General features: G+C 72.7%; 15 protein-coding genes. 6 read left to right on the top strand and 9 right to left on the bottom strand.

The genetic code is table 11. From position 1 onward, the window contains the following. The first annotated feature begins 1 nt into the window (after nucleotide 1). A complete protein-coding gene (locus OG599_RS00690; RefSeq protein WP_327173917.1) occupies nucleotides 2-883 on the top strand; it encodes an SDR family oxidoreductase in 882 nt (293 codons plus the stop codon). A 120-nt stretch (nucleotides 884-1,003) separates the two neighbouring features. On the opposite strand, the gene OG599_RS00695 is transcribed toward OG599_RS00690, so the two are convergent. After that, on the bottom strand, nucleotides 1,004-1,222 hold the full coding sequence (locus OG599_RS00695) for a transposase family protein (RefSeq protein ID WP_327173918.1): 219 nt from the start codon (nucleotides 1,220-1,222) through the stop codon (nucleotides 1,004-1,006). A gap of 447 nt (nucleotides 1,223-1,669) precedes the next feature. On the opposite strand from OG599_RS00695, the gene OG599_RS00700 reads away from it, so the two are divergent. The 3 genes from OG599_RS00700 to OG599_RS00710 all read left to right on the top strand — a co-directional run bounded on the left by OG599_RS00700 (nucleotide 1,670) and on the right by OG599_RS00710 (nucleotide 6,042). After that, a complete protein-coding gene (locus OG599_RS00700) occupies nucleotides 1,670-3,997 on the top strand; it encodes an MMPL family transporter (protein WP_327173919.1) in 2,328 nt (775 codons plus the stop codon). Between the two features lie 120 nt (nucleotides 3,998-4,117). Then, nucleotides 4,118-5,377, top strand: a complete 1,260-nt coding sequence (locus OG599_RS00705; protein ID WP_327173920.1) for a sensor histidine kinase — start codon at nucleotides 4,118-4,120, stop codon at nucleotides 5,375-5,377. Further along, the gene (locus OG599_RS00710) at nucleotides 5,374-6,042 is read left to right on the top strand and encodes a response regulator transcription factor (protein ID WP_327173921.1); all 669 of its coding nucleotides are present in this window, start codon (nucleotides 5,374-5,376) and stop codon (nucleotides 6,040-6,042) included. Before OG599_RS00705 ends, OG599_RS00710 begins: the two co-directional genes overlap by 4 nt. Before the next feature lie 85 nt (nucleotides 6,043-6,127). Here the strand turns inward: OG599_RS00710 and OG599_RS00715 are convergent, their stop codons facing one another. Together OG599_RS00715 and OG599_RS00720 are read right to left on the bottom strand one after the other, a co-directional pair. Beyond that, on the bottom strand, nucleotides 6,128-7,303 hold the full coding sequence (locus OG599_RS00715) for a methyltransferase (protein WP_327173922.1): 1,176 nt from the start codon (nucleotides 7,301-7,303) through the stop codon (nucleotides 6,128-6,130). Nucleotides 7,304-7,374: 71 nt separating this feature from the next. Next, nucleotides 7,375-7,599: a hypothetical protein gene (locus OG599_RS00720; protein WP_327173923.1), complete on the bottom strand. Its 225-nt coding sequence runs from the start codon at nucleotides 7,597-7,599 to the stop codon at nucleotides 7,375-7,377. A 314-nt stretch (nucleotides 7,600-7,913) separates the two neighbouring features. Here OG599_RS00720 and OG599_RS00725 point away from each other — a divergent pair, with 314 nt between their 5' ends. Further along, nucleotides 7,914-8,738 carry an endonuclease I family protein gene (locus OG599_RS00725; RefSeq protein ID WP_327173924.1) on the top strand — a complete coding sequence of 275 codons (825 nt, stop codon included), beginning with the start codon at nucleotides 7,914-7,916 and terminating at the stop codon, nucleotides 8,736-8,738. 69 nt (nucleotides 8,739-8,807) lie between these two features. Here OG599_RS00725 and glsA read toward each other — a convergent pair whose 3' ends face one another. After that, nucleotides 8,808-10,298 carry a glutaminase A gene (glsA, locus tag OG599_RS00730; protein WP_327179891.1) on the bottom strand — a complete coding sequence of 497 codons (1,491 nt, stop codon included), beginning with the start codon at nucleotides 10,296-10,298 and terminating at the stop codon, nucleotides 8,808-8,810. A 312-nt stretch (nucleotides 10,299-10,610) separates the two neighbouring features. Between glsA and OG599_RS00735 the strand changes: the two genes are divergently transcribed. Next, on the top strand, nucleotides 10,611-11,726 hold the full coding sequence (locus tag OG599_RS00735) for a baeRF3 domain-containing protein (protein ID WP_327173925.1): 1,116 nt from the start codon (nucleotides 10,611-10,613) through the stop codon (nucleotides 11,724-11,726). A gap of 53 nt (nucleotides 11,727-11,779) precedes the next feature. Here OG599_RS00735 and OG599_RS00740 read toward each other — a convergent pair whose 3' ends face one another. The 5 genes from OG599_RS00740 to OG599_RS00760 all read right to left on the bottom strand — a co-directional run bounded on the left by OG599_RS00740 (nucleotide 11,780) and on the right by OG599_RS00760 (nucleotide 17,457). After that, on the bottom strand, nucleotides 11,780-12,742 hold the full coding sequence (locus tag OG599_RS00740) for a D-2-hydroxyacid dehydrogenase family protein (protein ID WP_327173926.1): 963 nt from the start codon (nucleotides 12,740-12,742) through the stop codon (nucleotides 11,780-11,782). 148 nt (nucleotides 12,743-12,890) lie between these two features. Continuing rightward, the gene (locus OG599_RS00745) at nucleotides 12,891-15,284 is read right to left on the bottom strand and encodes a phosphoketolase family protein (protein ID WP_327173927.1); all 2,394 of its coding nucleotides are present in this window, start codon (nucleotides 15,282-15,284) and stop codon (nucleotides 12,891-12,893) included. Next, nucleotides 15,281-15,430 carry a hypothetical protein gene (locus OG599_RS00750; RefSeq protein WP_327173928.1) on the bottom strand — a complete coding sequence of 50 codons (150 nt, stop codon included), beginning with the start codon at nucleotides 15,428-15,430 and terminating at the stop codon, nucleotides 15,281-15,283. The genes OG599_RS00745 and OG599_RS00750 overlap by 4 nt, the downstream gene beginning before the upstream one ends. Continuing rightward, entirely contained in the window at nucleotides 15,427-16,848 is a 1,422-nt protein-coding gene (locus OG599_RS00755; RefSeq protein WP_327173929.1) for an NADP-dependent succinic semialdehyde dehydrogenase, read from the bottom strand. Before OG599_RS00755 ends, OG599_RS00750 begins: the two co-directional genes overlap by 4 nt. Nucleotides 16,849-16,998: 150 nt before the next feature. Then, nucleotides 16,999-17,457 carry an ATP-binding protein gene (locus tag OG599_RS00760; RefSeq protein ID WP_327173930.1) on the bottom strand — a complete coding sequence of 153 codons (459 nt, stop codon included), beginning with the start codon at nucleotides 17,455-17,457 and terminating at the stop codon, nucleotides 16,999-17,001. Nucleotides 17,458-17,596 lie beyond the last annotated feature (139 nt).

Below are 17,596 nucleotides of genomic sequence, written 5' to 3' on the forward strand. Positions count from 1 at the left end.
CATGCATGTCTTCGTCACCGGCGGTACCGGCACCATCGGCTCCGCCGTCGTCGCCGAACTCCTCGGCAACGGCCACACCGTTCTCGCACTGGCCCGCTCGGGCGGCTCCGCGCAGACCCTTCACAGTGCTGGTGCCAAGGTGCTGCGAGGAGACCTGGCGGACCTCGACGTCCTGCGGTCCGGCGCAGCGCAGTGCGACGGCGTGATCAGTCTGGCGTTCGGACGCGACTACAGCAGTCCGGACGCTCTCGCGCAGGCCATCGCCGAGGAGAGCACCGCTCTCGCCACGCTGGGGCAGGAACTCATCGGAAGCGACCACCCGATCGTCACGGTCTCCGGGACGCCCTGGGTGCCGGGACGCGCCTCCACCGAGGCCGATCCGCTGCCGACCGACGGACCGGTGGGCGGTCGGGGCCGTTCGGTCAACGCGCTGCTGGACCTCGCCTCGCGCGGTGTGCGCAGCACGGCTGTCCGCATGCCGCGCACGGTCCACAACGAGGGTCAGGGCGGATTCGCAGGCCTGTTGACCGATCAAGCGCGCCGCACCGGGGTGGCCGGCTACCCGGGCGACGGCACCCAGCGCTGGCCGGCCGTGCACGCGCTCGACGCAGCCGTCCTGTTCCGGCTGGCCCTCGAGTCCGCACCGGCCGGGACGGCCTGGCACGCCGTCGGCGACGAGGGCGACGCGGTGCGGGACATCGCCACAGTCATCGGCCGGCGACTGGGCCTGCCGGTCGAGGAGGTTCCGCAGGAGAACTTCGGCCCGTTCGGCCCGATCTTCGCCATGGACCAGCCGGCGTCCAGCGCCCACACCCGCGATGCCCTCGGGTGGCAGCCGACCCACTCCAGCCTCCTCGAGGACCTGGAAACCATTCAGCCCTGACGCACACCGGTTCCAGGGGCCGGAGGGGGCCGGCTCAATGGGTCGCTGGCAACGGGCCCGTACGCACGGTTACCGGAACACTCCAATTCGCCGTGGGCGACTGCCTGCTGAGCGGACCCCTCAGCGGTTGACTTCGAGGTTCGTCGGGACGAGCAGGGCGCGCAGGAGGCGGGTGGCGCGGGCCGGGTCGGTGCGGAGTTCGGTGAGGATCCGCCAGTTCCTGAGGTGGGCGAAGCCGTGCTCGACCGGTGCGCGTCCGTTGGCGGGGACGCGGTTGGCGGCCCTCTGGCCGGGGGTGAGCTTGTGGGCGGGGGTGGCGTGGAAGCCGGTGACGATCACGGGGGCGAGTACGTCGTTGTCCAGGCCGCGGGAGCCAGGTCCGCCAGGGCTCCGAGGCCGGCGGCGCGCAGGTGGGCCAGGAGGTGGTCGTGGCGGGCGGCGGTGTTGTCGTGGGTGCGGCCGGGCCGGGCGGCGGATATCCAGGTGCGGGACCAGCATCACCGCTCGTCCGCGCGGGCATCACCGCTCGTCCGCCCACCTGCCCGGGCGTCGGCGCGGCCGGGGCGCGTTCGTCGGCAAGCTGTTCGCTCACCCGCTCAAGAACCCGCTCCGCGACGGCGAGCTCGTCCCGCTCGGCCGTCCGGGAGCCCGTACCCGCGTACGACACCGGGCCGGCGCGTACCACCAGCGCAGTACGGCGGATGACGGCAGGCGCACGACGCCCGTCGGCGGCTGCCCGGAGAGAGTGGAGGAGTCCGCACCTCTTCGACCGGAAGGCCCGCAACCGTGGCTCGCTTCCTCTACCGCCTTGGCCTCGGGGCCTTCCACAGGCGCCTGCTCGTGATCGCCCTGTGGGGGCTGGTCCTGGTCGGCGCCGCCGTCGGTTCCGCCGTCGCGCCGGAGGCCGAGGACTCCGCCACCACCATGCCGGGGATCGAGTCCCAGCAGGCCTACGACCTGATGGCGAAGCGCTTCCCCGGGGCGGCCTCGGACGGGGCCACCGCCCGCATCGTCTTCGTCGCGCCGGACGGGGAGCGCGTCACCAGCGCCGCGAACCGGGCGGTCGTCGACGGGACGGTGGCCGAAGCCGCCGGTGCCGGGGCCGTCGCCTCGGCCGTGGGCCCGTTCGCCGCGGGCGCGGTGAGTGAGGACGGCGGCACCGCCTATGCGACGGTGACGTTCAAGGAGACCGCGAACGAGCTCACCGACGCGGAGAAGGCCCCCGTCCAGGACGCGATCGACGACGCCCGCGCGAGCGGGATGACCGTCGAGGTGGGCGGCGACGCGCTGGCCGGCCAGGTGGAGTCGGGTGGTCCCGCGGAAGGGATCGGCGTGCTCGTCGCCGCCGTGGTCCTGCTGATCACGTTCGGTTCGCTGGTGGCGGCCGGGCTGCCGCTGCTGACCGCCGTCGTCGGCGTCGGCGTGTCCGTTCTGGCGATCGGTGCTCTGGCCAGTACGTTCGGCCTCTCCTCCTCGACCAGTTCGCTGGCGTCCATGCTCGGCCTCGCGGTCGGTATCGACTACGCCCTGTTCGTCGTCTCCCGCTACCGCGAGGAGCGCGGCAAGGGCCGCGGTGCCAGGGAAGCCGCCGCGACGGCGGTCGGAACGGCCGGCTCCGCGGTCGTCTTCGCCGGCCTCACCGTGATCATCGCCCTCGCGGGCCTGTTCGTCGTCGGTATTCCCACCCTGACCACCATGGGCTTCGCCGCGGCGGGAGCGGTCGCCGTCGGCATCCTGATCGCGCTCACCCTGGTCCCCGCCCTGCTCGGTTTCTGGCCGAACACCGTACTGTCGCGCCGGCTGCGCAAGGTCGCGCGGCAGGCCCGGAAGGCGGCGCTGCGCACCACTGCCCCGGGTGAGGGGCGCCGCGCCCGTCGGCACGCCGCCGCACGGGCGGCCGATGCCGCCGTCGCCGCCGCGTCCGCCGAGGGCGTCCACGCGAAGCCGGCGGAGAACGGTGGCAGCCGCTGGGCCCGTTTCGTCACCCGCCGTCCGCTGCCGGTCCTGATCGCGTCGGTGATCGGACTGGGCGTGATCGCCCTGCCCGTGCTGGATCTGCAGCTGGGCATGCCGGGTGCCGAGTCGAAGTCCGTGGCGACCACGGAACGCCGGGCGTACGACGCGCTGGCCGAGGGATTCGGTCCCGGCTTCAACGGTCCGCTCACCATCGTCGTGGACGCCCAGGGCGCGTCGGATCCGCAGAACGCGGTGGCGGGCATCCACGACCGCCTGGCCGGGACGCACGGCGTGGAATCGGTGTCCGCACCCCGCTTCAACGCGGCCGGTGACACCGCCGTCCTGTCGGCTGTGCCCTCCACCAGCCCGACCGACAAGGCAACCGTCGAGCTCGTCGACACCATCCGCGGCGACCGGGGCGCGATCGAGGACGGCACCGGAGCCACCTTCGAGGTGACCGGGACGACCGCGCTCAACATCGACGTCGCCCAGAAGATCCAGGACGCCCTCGTTCCCTATCTGATCCTCATCGTGGGTCTCGCCCTGCTCCTGCTGATGATGGTCTTCCGCTCGGTGCTCGTCCCCCTGAAGGCCACGCTCGGTTTCCTCCTGTCGGTGCTGGCCGCGCTGGGTGCCGTGGTGGCCGTCTTCCAGTGGGGCTGGGCCGCGGATCTGCTCGGCGTGGAGCAGGCCGGACCGATCATGAGCATGATGCCGATCTTCCTGGTGGGCATCGTCTTCGGCCTCGCGATGGACTACGAGGTCTTCCTCGTCTCGCGTATCCGCGAGTCCCACGTGCGCGGCGAGAGCCCGAAGCAGGCCGTGGTCAGTGGTTTCCGCGCCAGCGGGAGGGTGGTCGTCGCCGCCGCGCTGATCATGATGTCGGTCTTCGCGGGCTTCGTGACCGCCGACGAGTCGATGGTCAAGACGATCGGGTTCGGTCTGGCGATCGCCGTGCTCTTCGACGCCCTCGTCGTCCGGATGGCCTTCGTACCCGCGGTCCTCGCGCTCCTCGGGCACTGGGCCTGGTGGCTGCCGAAGCCGCTGGCCAGGATCCTGCCGAAGGTCGACGTGGAAGGCGAGAAGCTCTCCGCACCGGCCGAGGCGGCGGAAGCCGGGTCCGGGACGTCCTCGGAGCGGGAACCCGCCGGAGTCTGAGGCGGGCGGAAGGGCCGTATCGGCTGCGGGCTGCCCGGGTCCCCCGCGACACGGGCAGCCCGCTCGCGACCGCGATCGAGGGAGATCATCATGGGACGGACAGCCCGAAGGAGGCCGCTGATGGAGGCTCGGCCTCTCGTCACGCGCTGGGCGGAGTTCGTGCGGCGGCGCACCGTGGTCGCCGATGCCGCCCTCGCGCTCTGCCTGTTCGCGGTGACGGTCGCCGCCGGTGTCCCCACCAGCACGCACCCGGACGACGGCAGCCAGTGGATCTGGGGCGCGGTGCTCGGCGGCGTGGGCAGCCTGGCCCTGCCGGCCCACCGCCGGTACCCGCGTGGCACGGTCGTGGTCACCGCCGTGTGCGCGGCCGTGGCCACGTCCCTGGGGTTCCTGCTGACGCCGCTGGTCCTCGGTCAGCTGATGGTGGCCCTGTACTGGTTCGCGCGGGACGGGGACCGGCACGAGGCCCTCCGGTGGGCGGCCGGAGTCACCGTGCTGCTGGTGGCCGTGTCGCTGCTGGAGGACACGGCGAACTACTCCTTCGTGCTCCAGACCGTCAATCCGGTCGCATGGCTGCTGCTGATGCCGTACATGGGAGGCGCCGTCCAGTTGCGCCGGGCGTACCTCGAAGCGGTGGAGGCGCGGGCCGTGTTCGCGGAGCGGACCCGCGAGGAGGAGGCCAGGCACCGGGTGGACGAGGAACGCATCCGCATCGCCCGCGACCTGCACGACGTCGTCGCCCACCACATGACGCTGGCGAACGCGCAGGCGGGTACCGCCGCGTATCTCGCCCGCCGCAACCCGGACCCGCGGGTCGCCCGCGTTCTCGACGATCTCGCGGGCACCACGTCGGCCGCGCTGCGCGAGCTCAAGGCGACGGTGGCGGTGCTCAGGGAGGCAGGTGACACCGATTCGCCCCTCGACCCGGCCCCGGGTCTGGCGGATCTGCCCGCTCTCGCGGAGTCGTTCGCGGCGACGGGGCTCCGGGTGGCCCTGCGCGCCGAGGGGCAGCCGCTCCCGGTCTCGTCCGGGGTCGGCCTCACCGCGTACCGGATCGTCCAGGAAGCGCTGACCAACGCGGCGAAACACGCGCACACCGACGCGGCTACCGTGACCTTGCGCTACCACCGCGACCGCGTCGTCGTGACCGTCACCGACGACGGCCCCACCGGAGCCCACGACGCGGCGGGCCCGGAAGAACCGGCCGGGGCGCCTTCGGGGTTCGGACTGCTCGGCATGCGCGAGCGAGCGCAGCTCGTCGGCGGCACCCTGACCGCGGGGCGCCGGGGAACCGGCTTCTCGGTGGTGGCGGAACTCCCTCTGCTGCCGGGCGAGCTGAGCGCGAACGGCCCTTCTCCCGAACAGGAACCCACCACGTGACCTGCACCGTACTGCTGGCTGACGACCAGGGCCTGCTGCGCGCGACGTTCCGCATGCTCATCGACTCCACCGACGACCTCGTGGTCGTCGCCGAGGCGTCGGACGGCGCGGCAGCCGTCGGGGCGGTGCGCGCGCATCGCCCCGACGTGGTCCTGATGGACATCCGCATGCCGGGAACCGACGGGCTGGCGGCCACCGAGGCCATCTGCTCCGACCCGGATCTGGCCCCGACCCGGGTCCTGATCCTGACCACCTTCGAGACCGACGAGTACGTGGCCCGGGCACTGCGCGCCGGGGCGAGCGGGTTCCTCGGGAAGGACGCGGACCCCGACACCCTGCTCGACGCGATCAGGACCGTGGCCGCGGGAGAGGCGCTCCTGTCACCGATGGCGACCCGCTCACTGATCGCCTCGTTCGTCGGTACGCCGCCGCCCATGCCGCCCGCCGACGCGGACGCGCTGGCGGGGCTCACTCCGCGGGAGAGGGAGGTGGCGGTGCTGGTCGCCGAGGGGCTCTCCAACCACGAGATCGCCGACCGTCTCGTGCTGAGCCCGCTGACCGTACGCACCCACGTGCATCGCACGCTCGCGAAGACGCACTCCCGCGACCGGGCGCAGCTCGTCGCTCTCGCCTACCGTACGGGGCTGGTCCGGCCGCCCACGTGACCCGGCGCCGGTTCTCCCGGCACCGGGCTCCGGGCCGTGTCCGACCATGCCCGTCGGGCGGGCGGTGTCCGGCACGGCCCGGGGGTCAGCGCTTCACGGCGCGCAGGACCACGAACTTCGGGTCGCCCGCGACGGTGGTGCAGTTGCCGAAGATCCGGCGCAGCTGCGTGTGGTACCCGAGGTGCCGGTTGCCGACGACCCACAGCTCGCCGCCCTGCCGCAGTGCGGTGCGCGCGCCGAGGAACATGTTCCGCGCGGTGGCGTCGGTGGTGGCCAGGTGGGAGTGGAACGGCGGGTTGGTCAGGACCAGGTCCACGCTGCCGGGTTCGACGTCCGCCAGGGTGTCACCGACGAGGAACGACGCCTCACGGCCCGGTTCCGTACCGGCCCGGAAGGTCTCCTCGGCGGAGGCGACGGCCTGGTACGACTCGTCGGTGAAGATGACGGAGGCGTCCGGGTTGGCGAGGGCCGCCGCGAGGCCGACGACTCCGTTGCCGCAGCCGAGGTCGACGACCCGGTCGGGGCCGGAGCGCGTGGGCAGGTGCTTCAGGAAGAAGCGGGTGCCGATGTCGAGCCGCTCGGCGCAGAAGATGCCGGCGTGGTTGACGACCGTACGGCCTGCGGCGGTGCCGATGTCGGTGGGGAGCTCGTACCGCAGCGGCCAGGGGCTGGGCGTGCGGGACAGGGCCGGGTCGGGGGTCGAGAAGATCAGCCGGGCCTTGCGGACCGCGAGCGAGGTGCGGGTCGGGCCGACGATGCGCTCGAAGAGCTTGAGCGTGGAGGTGTGGATCTCCTTGACCATGCCCGCGCCGATGACCACGGTGCCCTCGTGGAGGGAGGGCGCGAGGCGGTGGAGCTGGTCCTCCAGGAACGCGAGGCTCTTGGGTACGCGTACGAGCAGGACGTCGATCCGGTCCGGCGGGGTGTCGCGCGACGACAACAGGCGCACAGTTTCGGGCTCGACGCCGTTGCGGGCGAGGTTCGCACGGGTGGCGCACTGCGCCAGGTAGGAGTCGGAGATCTGTACGGGCCGGTGCCCGGCCAGCACCGTGGAGAGGGCGCCCCAGCGATCGCCCACCACCACGACGGTGCCGGAGAGGTCCACCGGCCCGGCGGGTCCGGCGGCACCGGGCTCCGCCGGTCCCTCCAGCCTGGAGAGGAGGTACTCGTCGGCCGCGTCCCAGGCGCGGAAGGGGTCGCGCGGGTGCTCGGGAAAACGGGCCAGGTCGACGGGGCCCTGTGACGTCGTCAAACAGTTCATTGTGCGTTCAGGCTAACCCGGGCGGGAGTACCCGCCGTGACGAGCACGCCCGCTCCGGGGGCCCGGCGGCCTCAGGGGAGTCGCTTGTCGATGGCCGAACGCCCTTCCTCGGCGATTTTGCGCCGGGCCCATTCGAGACTCTCCGGCGTCACGTCCCGGCCCGAGGCGAGGACCAGGTCCTCGGCACTGGGACGGTCGCTCGCCCCGGTGTGGAGCAGCCGGTCCGGCGTGACCTCTTCCGGGGTGATCGCCTGCGCGTCACGCGTGAGGTATATGGATTCGGGATCTTGGCTCATGCCGCCTCCTCGTCGTCCTTTCGGCAATTCTCGCGCCGCGACGCGGCACGCGCATCCGGCCGCGACGCACTCGTGTCCTGGGCCCTCGCCGGGACGGTTGGGGCCTTCGCCGGGACGCCCGATGCGGGAGTGGCCAGTGGGACCGATCCCCACTTGACCTGCACATGACCGTCACTTTCTGTTCATGCATCGGGTACGGCGCGCATGGAAGGCTGCCGGGCAGATCGCACTTCACATGACTGCCGCGCCCCCTTCCTCCCCCACGATCCAGAGGGTGGCCGCAGCCCTTTCGCGTCCCGGAGAGGACACCCCACATGTCCCGTCGCCCAAGAATCTACGCGCGTCCACTCGTGGCCGCCCTCGCCGCCGTCACCGTTCTCACCGGCACCGCCGCGGCCACTCCGGGCAAGGACGCCCCGGCGCCCGTCGCCCCGGCCACCGCGTCCGCCACCCTGGACGACACCTACTACGCGGGTGCCCTCGGCAAGTCCGGCACCGCCCTCAAGGCGGCCCTGCACACGATCATCAAGAGCCAGACCAAGGTCTCGTACAGCCAGGTCTGGGAGGCGCTCAAGGACACCGACGAGGACCCCGCCAACCCCGGCAACGTCATCCTGCTGTACACCGGCGAGTCCCGGCCCGAGGACGACAACGGCGGAAACGTCGGCCAGTGGAACCGCGAGCACGTCTGGGCCAAGTCGCACGGCGACTTCGGTACGGCGACGGGCCCCGGCACCGATCTGCACCATCTGCGGCCGGCCGACGTCCAGGTCAACTCCATCCGGGACAACAAGGACTTCGACAACGGCGGCAGCGTGGTGTCGGGCGCTCCGGGCAACTACACCGACGCCGACTCCTTCGAGCCGCGCGACGCGGACAAGGGCGACGTCGCGCGGATGATCCTCTACATGGCGGTGCGCTACGAGGGCGACGACGCGTGGGCCGACCTGGAGCCCAACGAGAAGGTGAACAACGGCTCGGCGCCGTACATCGGCAAGCTCTCCGTACTGAAGGAGTGGAGCCAGGAGGACCCGCCGAGCGCCTTCGAGAAGAACCGCAACGAGGTCATCTACGCCCAGTACCAGCACAACCGGAACCCGTTCATCGACCACCCGGAGTGGGTCGAGTCGATCTGGTAGGGCCGTCGATCCGGTGGACCCTTCGATCCGGTGGACCCGGAGCACGGCCGGACGGCGGGCCGTCGTCGTTCAGGACCGCCGTCCGTCGGCCTCCCGGGCGCACCGCGCGACGGCCTCGGCACGCGACGGGAAGCTCGGCGGATCCGCGAGCGACTGATCCACGAGCGGCGGGTCCACGAGCGGCGGATCGCCGTCCGGCGGGGCGTCATCACCGCCGGACGGGCCGTCACCGCCGGACGGGCCGCCACCGCCGGACGGGCCGCCACCGCCGGACGCGGCGCCGTCACCACCGGACGGGGCGCCTTCGCCGCCGGGCGGCGGGGCGCTCAGCCGACCGGCCGGGTCGGCGAGGGCCACGTGGTGGCCGGCCCGCTCCAGCCGGGCCAGCCCCTGGCGGAGCATCGCGTACGCCACCGGCTCGATCCCGTTCACCTGCCGCAGGTCCAGCACCACGGACGGTGCGCCCCCGGAGCCGGCCTCGTCGAGTCCGTAGAGCACGCGTTCGGCCGCGGTGAAGTCCAGCGACCCCTGCGCGGCCACGACCGCGACGCGCCCCTTCTCCCCCGGACCGCTGCCGGGCGGCGGGTCCTCCCCCGTGGTGACGAGCGTGACGGTGGAGCCGGGCAGCGCGGGGTTGAGCATCAGATGGAGCCCGAGGCGCTCCGAGAGGGCGGCGAAGGCGGACCGGCCGCGCACGGAGGTCCCGGCGGCGTCGAGCGGCGGGCTGTAGGAGGCGAGCCCGAACCGTGCGGGACCGGCGGCGATCAGACCGCCCGACACCCCGCTCTTGGCCGGCAGCCCCACCCGCAGCAGCCACTCCCCCGACGCGTCGTACATCCCGCAGGTCGCCATGACGGCCAGCACCCGGGCCGCGACCTCCTCGGTCACCACCCGGTCGCCGGTCACGGGGTTGACGCCGCCGTGGGCCAGGGTGGCCGCCATGACCGCGAGGTCCACGGCGGTCACCCGCACCGCGCACTGGCGGAAGTACGTCTCGGTGGCGGTGACGGGGTCGACGGGGAGCCGGCCCGCGCTGCGGATGAGGTAGGCGAGCGCCCGGTTGCGGTCGCCCGTCTCGGACTCGGAGCGGTACACCGCTTCGTCCACGTCCAGGGCCCGTCCCGCGAACCGGCCCAGGAACGCCAGGATGCGCTCGAACCGCGGACGGTCCGGGGAGTCGGGAACCAGCGAAGAGGCCACCAGGGCGCCCGCGTTGACCATGGCGTTGGCGGGGCGGCCGGTTCCGTGCTCCAGGTTGATGGCGTTGAACGCCTCACCGCTGGGCTCCGCGCTGACCCAGGCGGACACCTCGTCCAGCCCCAGTTCGGCCAGCGCCAGGGCATAGACGTAGGGTTTGGAGACGGACTGCACGGTGAACGGCGTGCGCGCCTCGCCCGCGCTGTAGAGGTGCCCGTCCATGCTGACCAGCGCGAGACCGAAGGCGTCCGGGTCGGCCCGGGTCAACTCGGGTATGTACGAAGCCACTTCGCCGTACCGGACCCCGGCGAACCGGGCACGCAGCTCACCGAGCGCGGCGGTCACCGCCCCGGCCGCGCCCACACCCGCACCGTCGGAGGGGAACGGCACTCCGGACGGCTCCGCACCGGAGGCGCTCACCGGTCCCCGCCGGTCGCTCCCGACCGGCCCCCGGCGCCACCCGCGTCCGCGGTCCCGGACATCCACACGGCAAGGGCGGACATACGACTACCTCCCGAACCCCCGGAGCACGACACCGGCTAATTGGCTCATATTAGGATCAAAAGGTATGAATTGACTCGTCGGGCCATCCGTCCCCAGGTACGGGGAACGGCCCGGGCCCGCCGGGACACCGCGCCGGGCCCTCCACCGGAATCGAACCCCTGGGAGGGAACGATGGACACGGACGCCCTGACCACCGGAGTGCTCAAGGAACTGCGGGCGCCCCGCACCTATCCGGTCCTGTCCCTGACGATGCCCACCCACCGCCGTGCCCCGGACAACGCCCAGGACGCCGTACGGCTGCGCAATCTGGTCGCCGAGGCCACGAGCCGGCTGGAGGCCGACCCGAGGGTGTCGCGCGAGACGGCCGCCGCGCTGCGGGCGCAGCTGGACCGCGCGGCGGCCGAGGTGGACGCGCGCAGGGCCCTGGAGTCACTGGTGCTCCTCGTGAGCACGGAGGAGTACCAGATCTGGCAGTTGCCGCGTACCGCTCCCGAGCGGGTGGTGCTGAGCGACACGTACCTGACCCGCAACCTGGTGGCGGCCAAGGCACAGTCACAGCCGTACTGGGCGCTGACCGTCGCCGCCGACCACGCGGCCCTGTGGGGCGGCACCGCGGACTCCGTGCACCTGGAGGAGAAGGGCGGGTTCCCGCTGACCGCGCCGAGCGAGGCGCCGAACCCGCAGCGGATGGAACGGATCGGCGACACCCCGAGCACCTACACCGACGAGGAGACCCGCCAGTTCCTCCGCACGGTCGACGAGAAGCTGCGCGCGGTGCTCGCCTCGGACCCGCGCCCCCTGTACCTGGTGGGGCTGGCGCCCGCGCTCGCACTGCTGGACGACGCCGGCGAGGGCGCCCACACGGCGGTCGGCCGCGTCGCCAAGGGTGCCCCCGCCGACATCGCGCCGGCCGCGCTGCTGACGGAGCTCGGGACGGCGATGGCGGAGCACGCGGAGCGCCGCGCCGCCGAGGTGCGTGCCCGGCTCGACGGCGCACGCGGGGCCAAGACCTTCGCGGGCGGGCTCGACGAGGTGTGGACCGCCGTACGGGAGGGCCGCGCGGGGCTGGTCGTCGTGGAGGAGCACTACCAGGAGACGGCGCGCACGGCCGAGGGCCACCTCGTGCCGGTGGGCGACGAGGAGGCGGCGGCGGGCGACGCGACGGTACGCGAGGACGTGGTGGACGAACTCGTCGAAGCGGCCCTCGACAGCGGCGCCGAGGTCGTGTTCCTCCCGGACGACACGTTGAACGAGCACCACCGGATCGCGGCGGTGCTGCGCTACTGAACGGTGCCGTCCACGCTCGTGGGCGGTGCCGTCCCAGGACCGCCCGGTCCGGCTCACGCCCCCAGGAGCCGGACCGGTGAGCCCGCGAGGTACGCCTCGATGTCCTCGACCGCGTCGCCGTAGTAGGCCGCGTAGTTGGCGCGGGAGACGTACCCCAGGTGCGGGGTGGCCAGCAGGCGCGGGGCGGTGCGCATCGGGTGGTCCGCAGGGAGGGGTTCGGTGTCGAAGACGTCGACGGCCGCGCCCGCGATGGTCCCGGCGTGGAGCGCCGCGAGCAGGGCGTCCTGGTCGACGATGGCGGCCCGCGACGTGTTGACGAGGTAGGCGTCCGGACCCATCAGCGCCAGCTCCGGGGCGCCGATCAGGCCCCGGCTGCGGTCGCCCAGCGCCAGGTGGACGGAGACGAAGTCGCTGGTGGCGAGAAGCTCCTCCTTGGAGGCGGCGAGCCGGGTGCCCACCTCCGCGGCCCGTTCGGCGGTGAGGTTCGGGCTCCAGGCCACCACGTCCATGCCGAAGGCGAGGCCGACCGCGGCGACCCGGCTGCCGATCCGGCCGAGCCCGAGCAGACCGAGGCGCCGCCCGTGCAGGTCGGCGCCGACCGTCGACTGCCAGGGTCCCCCCGTGCGCAGCGCGGTGGCCTCCGGGACGATGCTGCGGGCGAGGCCGAGCAGCAGGGCCCAGGTGAGCTCCACCGGCGGGGTGCCGGCGCTGGCGGTCCCGCACACCGTGACCCCGTTGCGCGCGGCGGCCTGATGGTCGATGACGGAGTTGCGCATGCCGGAGGCGACGAGGAGGCGCAGGCGCGGCAGCCGGTCGAGCAGGGTGGCGGGGAAGGGGACCCGCTCGCGCAGGGTCACCACGATGTCGAAGGACGCGAGCGCCTCGGCGGTCTCGTCCTCGGTGGCGAAGTGCTCCGGGAAGGAGACCACGTCGACCCGGCCCGCGAGCGGGGACCAGTCGGCGGCGGTGGTCGCGACGGACTGGAAGTCGTCGAGTACGGCGCAGCGCAGTGTCATCGGATCGGCTCTCCTCGGGCGGGTGTTCGACCCGACCATGATCGCTCACCGCGGACAGCGGGAGGAGACCGGGCCGGGACCACCCTCGCCCCCGGGCCGGGACCACCCCGGCGCGGGGGCGAGGGCGGTCCCGGATGAACCCGTCGGCTCAGCCGGTCCAGGTCCAGTCGGCCACCTCCGGCATGTCCTCGCCGAACTCGCGGATGTAGGCGTGGTGGCGGGTCCGTGCGTCGGCCATGGCCTGGCGGACCGCGACGGCGCGGACGCCGAGTCCGGGCACCCGGTCGACCACGTCCATGACGAGCCGGTACCGGTCGAGGTCGTTGCGGACCACCATGTCGAAGGGGGTGGTGGTCGTGCCCTCCTCCTTGTAGCCGCGTACGTGGAGATTGGCGTGGCCGGCCCGGCGGTAGGCGAGGCGGTGGATCAGCCACGGGTAGCCGTGGTAGGCGAAGATGACCGGCTTGTCGCGGGTGAAGAGGGCGTCGTACTCGGAGTCGGGCATGCCGTGCGGGTGTTCGCCGTGCGGCAGCAGCCGGGTCATGTCCACGACGTTCACCACGCGTACGGCGAGGTCGGGCAGATGGCGCCGGAGCAGGTCGGCGGCGGCCAGGGTCTCCAGGGTGGGGACGTCTCCCGCGCAGGCGAGCACCACGTCGGGTTCGCGGCTGCCGTTCTCCGTACCCGCCCACTCCCACACCCCGGCGCCCCGGGCGCAGTGGGCGCGGGCCTGGTCCATCGTCAGCCAGTCGAAGGTCGGCTGCTTCCCGGAGACGATCACGTTGACGTAGTCGCGGCTGCGCAGCACGTGGTCGGCGGTGGAGAGCAGGGTGTTGGTGTCCGGCGGCAGGTAGACGCGGACGACCTCGGGGCTCTTGTTGAGGATGTGGTCGACGAATCCGGGGTCCTGGTGCGAGAAGCCGTTGTGGTCCTGGCGCCAGACGTGCGAGCTGAGCAGGTAGTTCAGCGAGGCGATGGGGCGGCGCCAGGGAAGCCTGCGCGAGGTGCGCAGCCACTTGATGTGCTGGTTGACCATCGAGTCCACGATGTGGGCGAACGCCTCGTAGCTGGAGAAGAGCCCGTGGCGCCCGGTGAGCAGGTAGCCCTCCAGCCAGCCCTGGCAGAGGTGTTCGGAGAGGATCTCCATGACCCGGCCGTCGCGGGCGAGGTTCTCGTCGGTCGGCAGGATCTTCTCCTGCCACGCCTTGCCGCTCGCGCCGTAGACGGCGTCGAGCCGGTTGGACGCGGTCTCGTCCGGGCCGACGAGCCGGAAGTCCCGGCGCCCGGCGGTCGCGGCCATGACGCCTTCGAGGAGTTGGCCGAGCACCCGGGTGGGTTCGTGGGACGATGCGCCGGGCTTGTCGACGGTGACGGCGTGGTCGTCCAGCGGGGGCACCGGCAGATCGCGCAGGAGCAGACCACCGTTGGCGTACGGGGTCGCGCCGAGGCGGAGGTCGCCCTCGGGGATCACGGAGAGCACCTGCGCGGTGGGGCGCCCGGCGTCGTCGAAGAGTTCCTCGGGCCGGTACGAGCGCAGCCACGCTTCCAGTTGCCGCAGGTGGTCGCGGTTGTCGCGCACTCCGGAGAGCGGGACCTGGTGGGCGCGCCAGGTTCCTTCGACGGGCAGCCCGTCGACCTCTTCGGGCCCGGTCCAGCCCTTGGGCGTACGCAGGACGATCATCGGCCAGCGGGGACGCCCGGTGGACCGGCCGCCCCGGGCGGCGCGCTGGTACTCGCCGATCCGGTCCAGCGCGACGTCCAGCGCGGCGGCCAGTGCGCGGTGGACCTCTGCGGGATCGTCACCGCTGACGTGGATCGGGTCGTGGCCGTATCCGCGCAGCAGTTGGTCGAGTTCGTCCTCGGGGAGGCGGGCCAGGACCGTCGGGTTGGCGATCTTGTACCCGTTGAGGTGGAGGATCGGCAGGACGGCCCCGTCGTGCACCGGGTCGAGGAACTTGTTGGAGTGCCAGGAGGCCGCGAGCGGTCCGGTCTCGGCCTCGCCGTCCCCGATGACGCAGGCGACGAGCAGGTCGGGGTGGTCGAAGGCGGCGCCGTAGGCGTGGGTGAGGGCGTACCCCAGCTCGCCGCCCTCGTGGACGGAGCCGGGGGTCTCGGGGGCCACGTGGCTCGGCACTCCGCCGGGGAAGGAGAACTGCTTGAACAGCGCCCCCATCCCCTCGGCGTCCCGGCTGATGTCGGGGTACGTCTCCGAGTAACTGCCTTCCAGCCAGGAGTTGGCGAGTACGGCGGGGCCGCCGTGTCCTGGTCCCCAGACGCAGAGCGTCGGCCGGCTCCGCGCCTTGATCACCCGGTTGAGGTGGGTGTGGACGAGGTTGAGCCCGGGTGAGGTGCCCCAGTGGCCCAGCAGCCTCGGCTTGATGTGCTCGCGGGCGAGGGGCTGTTCCAGCAGCGGGTTCGCCATGAGGTAGATCTGGCCGGCCGCGAGGTAGTTGGCGGCCCGCCAGTGGGCGTCGAGGGCGGCGAGTTCGTCGTCGCTGAGCGCGGTGGTCGAGGGGGCCGGCTGCCCGGCGGTGCTGGTCACGAGGGAGTCTCCTCCTGAAGGGTGGACGCGACGGGGGTGGACGGGGCTCCGGCCCGGGTGGACGGGGCTCCGGCGCCGGTGGAGGCGGCTCCGTCCCGGGTGCGGCGGCAGGAAGGCAGCTGCCGGGGGTGCGGGGGCCGGGTCATGCCCCGCCGTCCCCCGTGGGGCCGTACCAGACGGTGGTCGCGTTGCAGAACTCGCGGATGCCGTGGCCGGCGAGCTCCCTGCCGTAGCCGGAGCGCTTCACCCCGCCGAAGGGCAGCGCGGGGTGGGAGGCGGTCATGCCGTTGAAGAAGACGCCGCCGGCCTCCAGGTCGCGGACGCACGCCGCCATGTCGTCCGGGTCGCGGGTCCACACGTTGGAACTGAGTCCGAAGGGCGTGTCGTTGGCGATCTCCAGGGCCTCGTCGAGCCCGGAGACCCGGTAGAGGGTCGCCACCGGGCCGAAGGTCTCCTCGCGGTGGATCCGCATCTCCGGGGTGATCCCCGCGAGGACGGTGGGCGCGTAGAACCAGCCGTGTTCCAGCTCTCCGCCGAGCCCCTCGGGCCGTCCCCCGCCGCAGAGCGCCTGAGCCCCCTTGCCGAGTGCGTCGTCGACGAGTTCCTCCAGGTCGGCGCGGCCCTGCTCGGTGGAGAGGGGGCCGACGTCGGTGGATTCCTGGAGCGGGTCGCCGACCGTGAGGGCGTCCATGGCGGCGGTGAAGCGTTCGGCGAAGGCGTCGTACACGTCGGTGTGGACGATGAACCGTTTGGCGGCGATGCAGGACTGTCCGTTGTTCTGGACCCGGGCGGTGACGGCGGTCTTCGCGGCCCGTTCGACGTCGGCGGAGGGCAGCACGAGGTAGGGGTCGCTGCCGCCGAGTTCGAGGACGGTCTTCTTCACGGTGTCCCCGGCGGTCGCGGCGACGGAGCGCCCGGCGGGCTCGCTGCCGGTGAGGGTGGCCGCGGCGACCCGGTCGTCGCGCAGGATCGCCTCGACGGCGCCGGAACCGATCAGGAGTGTCTGGAAGGCTCCGGCGGGGAAGCCGGCGCGACGGAACAGGTCGCCCAGGTAGAGGGCGGTCTGCGGGACGTTCGACGCGTGCTTGAGGAGCCCGGTGTTGCCCGCCATCAGCGCGGGCGCCGCGAAGCGGACCACCTGCCAGAGCGGGAAGTTCCACGGCATCACGGCGAGGACGACACCGAGCGGCCGGTAGTGGACCCGGGCGCGGGTGGCCCCGGAGTCCTTCACGTCCTCGTCCGCGGGGTGCTCGTCGGCCAGCAGCCGTTCGGCGTGGGCCGCGTACCAGCGCATGGCCTTGGCGCATTTGGCGGCCTCGGCGCGTGCGGCGGTCAGTGGTTTGCCCATTTCGAGGGTCATGGTGCGGGCGATGGCGTCGCGGTCGGCGTCCAGGAGGTCGGCGGCCTTCTCCAGCAGGGCGGCCCGCTCGGCGAAGCTCGTGGTGCGGTAGGTGCGGAACGTGTCGTACGCGGTGGCGATCCGCCGTTCGATCTCTGCCTCGCCGATGGCTTCGTACGTCTTCAGCGTTTCGCCGTTCGCGGGGTTGACCGTCGCGATGGGCATGGCTGTGGCCTCCTTGCCTGGGTTCTTCGACCGTCCCGCGCCTTCGCGCGCGGCGCAACGCGGGCCCGTCGCAGCGCCTACCCGGCCGTCGCGGATCATGCGCGCCGGGGGCACGCGATCCGGATCGGCCGGGCAGGAGGCCGGGAACGGTCAGGCGAGAGCCGTGGAAGGCAGCGGCCGGGACTCGGGGGCGGTGTCCGGCGGCGTACGGGGCAGCAGGCCGGTCGGGCGCGGCACCTCGGCGTACCGGGTGAACCAGACGACTTTGCCGTCACCGGTCCGGCAGCTGCCCCAGCTGTCGCTGAGCGCCATGACCCGGCTCAGTCCGCCGCCGGCGGCGAGCAGTCTCGGCATCCCCGCGCCGTTGTCGGCCACGGCCACCGTCAGATGGCGGCCGGTCCAGCGGAGTTCGATGACGCATTCGTTGTCGCCGCCGACGTGCCGGTGGACGTTGGTCAGAAGTTCCTCCAGCGCCCGGCAGACCGGGCCGACGTGCAGTTCGAGACTCCAGTGGCGCAGGTGCGCCGCGACGATGCGCCGCAGCTGGGAAACGCGTTCTGCCGACACCTGCAGTTCGACCAGATAGTGCCGGTCGAGTGGAACGGTCATCGTCGGGGCTCCTCACCGCGAGGCCCACGTGCGTGTCCGTCGTGAACCGACGACCCCTGAGCACGAAGCGTGAGCGGCCATCACTTCTGTGTCACTCCTCAGGGTGACGCCGCTGGGCCGGGTGCGCAACAGTTGGACC

Source organism: Streptomyces sp. NBC_01335 (genome assembly GCF_035953295.1).
In the GTDB taxonomy this organism is placed as follows: domain Bacteria; phylum Actinomycetota; class Actinomycetes; order Streptomycetales; family Streptomycetaceae; genus Streptomyces.